We start from the raw sequence: 2,754 nt of genomic DNA, 5'->3' as shown, positions 1-2,754 counted from the left end.
CTGGATTGTCTGGCAAACCCCATAAAATTAAGCATGTCGCCACAACGATCAAAACGACTGGCTGAGACGAGGGATAACGTAAGTCGGCTAATTCATGGTGCTGAAGCACTGTTGAAGGGTTATCGGGCCTTTTTGCTGCTGGCGGGCGACAACAGTCCACCCAAGGTCAAGCGATTGCTGAAAGAATTACCGCAACTGAACAACCGGTTCGAGTTGCTGAAAAAGACTATCCGATCCCATTCAAAGAGTATCATTCTGCCCATACAAGCCTCAGAAGACGGGCTGCTATCCCGGGGAATGTTTCGTTCGTGGATGGCAGGCTGCCATCAGCTGCAATCCTGTCTTCAGGCTCTCAACCCTGAGAGGGCTGAGAAGGTGCAGAGTGTCCATGAGCTGATTTTTGCCTTGCATCAGCGTTTTGTAGAGGCATTGGCACCGGTCACTCTGGCTTCGCGTCAGGGCAGGATCTTCACGAAAAAGGACATCACCTATGTTGATTGTACGACTCCGGGTGTGTTGGGTGAAAAGTCACCGCTATTGAGGCCGTCTGGCAAAGAATACATGGAAGATTTAGGGCTTTCAGGGATTGTAATCAGTATGGATGAAGCCTCGATTGTTAACCTGAATCTTGGAAGTCATGTGGGCCTTATAGAGCTACTTGAACACGCGGAGGGGGGTAAAGGACGAACCTTGCGGCTGACATTTTCTGACAAATTTGATCGACCTGGTGACGATGGTAAATCCGGTAAGTTAAGGCGTATGTGGTTTCTGGGGCAATTATTGAAAGAGATCAAACTGGATAAAAATACCGATAACATGAAGCTGGGTTGTAACGCCGTAGCAGGTGAAATGACCGTCGAATGCTCCCGAATGACCTCACCGAAAATCATGCAGGATGCCTTTGAAAAACTGATCAAGGTGTTACGTGCTATGTACAATCTGGATCGTCAGTTTGGGAACAAGCCCATTTTTGAAGGAGGTCAGTGGGACTTTAACTTGCTTGCACAACGCCTTAATCGTGACGTTGCGACAGAAGCGGATAGATTTGCCTTTCAACATTGCCTTTTCTTAATGTCTTATCGGAGTGGAGGGGGGTGGTACACTTCTGCCGCTTGTCGCAGCTTATTAAGCAAACACCACCAACAGTTTGTTCGTCATGCCCGGCGGTTAGGTGAGTGTCAGTGGTCAGTGTTTCTTCGGGAAAAACCGGAAGACAGTCTGCGGGAAATGTTAATGAGTGATGCGATCAGTGAGGACACCCGCAGGGAGCTCTTACATCATTTTTTATTATTAAATCCTAAAAGCGCTACCAGATTGGTTGAGCAGGTGTATGGCCTGGGAAATCAATGCTTTGTTATCAATCCATCTTACCGTTACCGATTGGAGTTTTATGCGCCACCGGGCCCATCATTTGGGGATCATAAAGAAAAGGTCATGAATGCCCTGCGCAAGCATGGGCTGGAATATGCCAGCCAACGGGTTCGTAATGATAAAGACTTTGTATTACACGCCATTTCAGAACATCCCCTGGAACTGCAATATTTGAGTGAAAAGCTGAGGGATAACAGAGATATCGTCGTGGCTGCGGTCGAAAAGTATCCCTGGGCTCTGCGTTATGCAAGTGAAAGACTCCGAACTGATAAAGACATTATTCGAATGGCCATTGCTGATAGTATTGATACCTTATCATTTGCCAGTGAAAAGGTATTGAGTGATCGCGAGTATATGCTGGACTTAATTGCAAAGAATGCTCGAGCTTTCATATATGTTGCTTCCGGGCTTAAAGATGATACCGCTTTTATCGAGGCTGCAAAACAAAGAAACCCCGAAGTTCTTGAATACGCCGCATCATCTGCGAATAAGGTCTGATCTATCCAGACAAGGTTCCCCACTACAAACCATGTTGCCTGCTTGTTGTGGTTCTTTCTATTGCTTGCTTCAGGCCGACGAGTGAATTTTATGAAAACATTATGGTCAAAAGAAAGTAATTAATTAAAGCGGAAGCTACTAAATCATGGGTGAATATTAACTTAAAAGGGATATTGTTGTGTTACCTGCCGAATTTGACAAATCACATCACCACGTACTGACAAAGAATCCAATTCAGGATACTGGGGCCAGTAGTCCATTCCAAAGTCATTTCGGTGGTCCTGATACCACTGGCGTTGCGATCGACGAAACGCCACTGGTCAAGCGCATCTGCAGAGCCAGCAGTTTATCTTTTTCAGATCAGGCTGCTGACTATTCTCCATCCAACCGGAAACAACTTGGGGGTAAGGGAATGTTTTTGCAGCGTATGCAGGCAATAGAAGTGCCTGTGCCACCGTTCAAATGTGTTACAGCCCGGGCAATGAATGCACTTGAACAACACCCGCTGGATACCCATTGTTTAGCGCGCTACCTCCAGGGGATTGTCCCTGAACCAGAGGCGGAGTGCAGTCTGATGAAGATCAGGGAACTCCTCAATACCCTGCCACCTTCAGAGCAAGACAAAAGGAATGAATGGCTGGAGGGTCTGGCGACCTTTGTTGCCAGCAGTGACTTTTACGAACAGGTTAAAGATTCTGAAGTGGCCCGGCATATGAGAGATCTGCGCAGTCAACTGATCGGTCTCTCGACATCACAGCCGTTGATTGTTCGCAGTTCCGGCATCAACGAAGACGACTATGGCGATGCCCAGGCGGGTAAATACCTCTCTCAAGTTCAGGGAGAAGAGGATGTTTTGCGTACCTGTCTTAAGGTCATGGCCTCAGG

General features: G+C 47.2%; 2 protein-coding genes. Both read left to right on the top strand.

Features of this window, described 5'->3' with window-relative positions; genetic code table 11:
• On the top strand, positions 1-1,869 hold a 1,869-nt coding region (locus KDK19_RS07490; protein WP_257291663.1), incomplete at its 5' end, for a DUF4116 domain-containing protein.
• A gap of 178 nt (positions 1,870-2,047) precedes the next feature.
• Positions 2,048-2,754, top strand: a 707-nt coding sequence (locus tag KDK19_RS07485) for a PEP/pyruvate-binding domain-containing protein (protein ID WP_257253779.1), incomplete at its 3' end; no start/stop codon positions are given.

The organism is Endozoicomonas sp. ONNA1, assembly GCF_024606325.1.
Classification (GTDB): domain Bacteria; phylum Pseudomonadota; class Gammaproteobacteria; order Pseudomonadales; family Endozoicomonadaceae; genus Endozoicomonas_A.
This window is presented reverse-complemented; position numbering and strand designations above follow the sequence as displayed.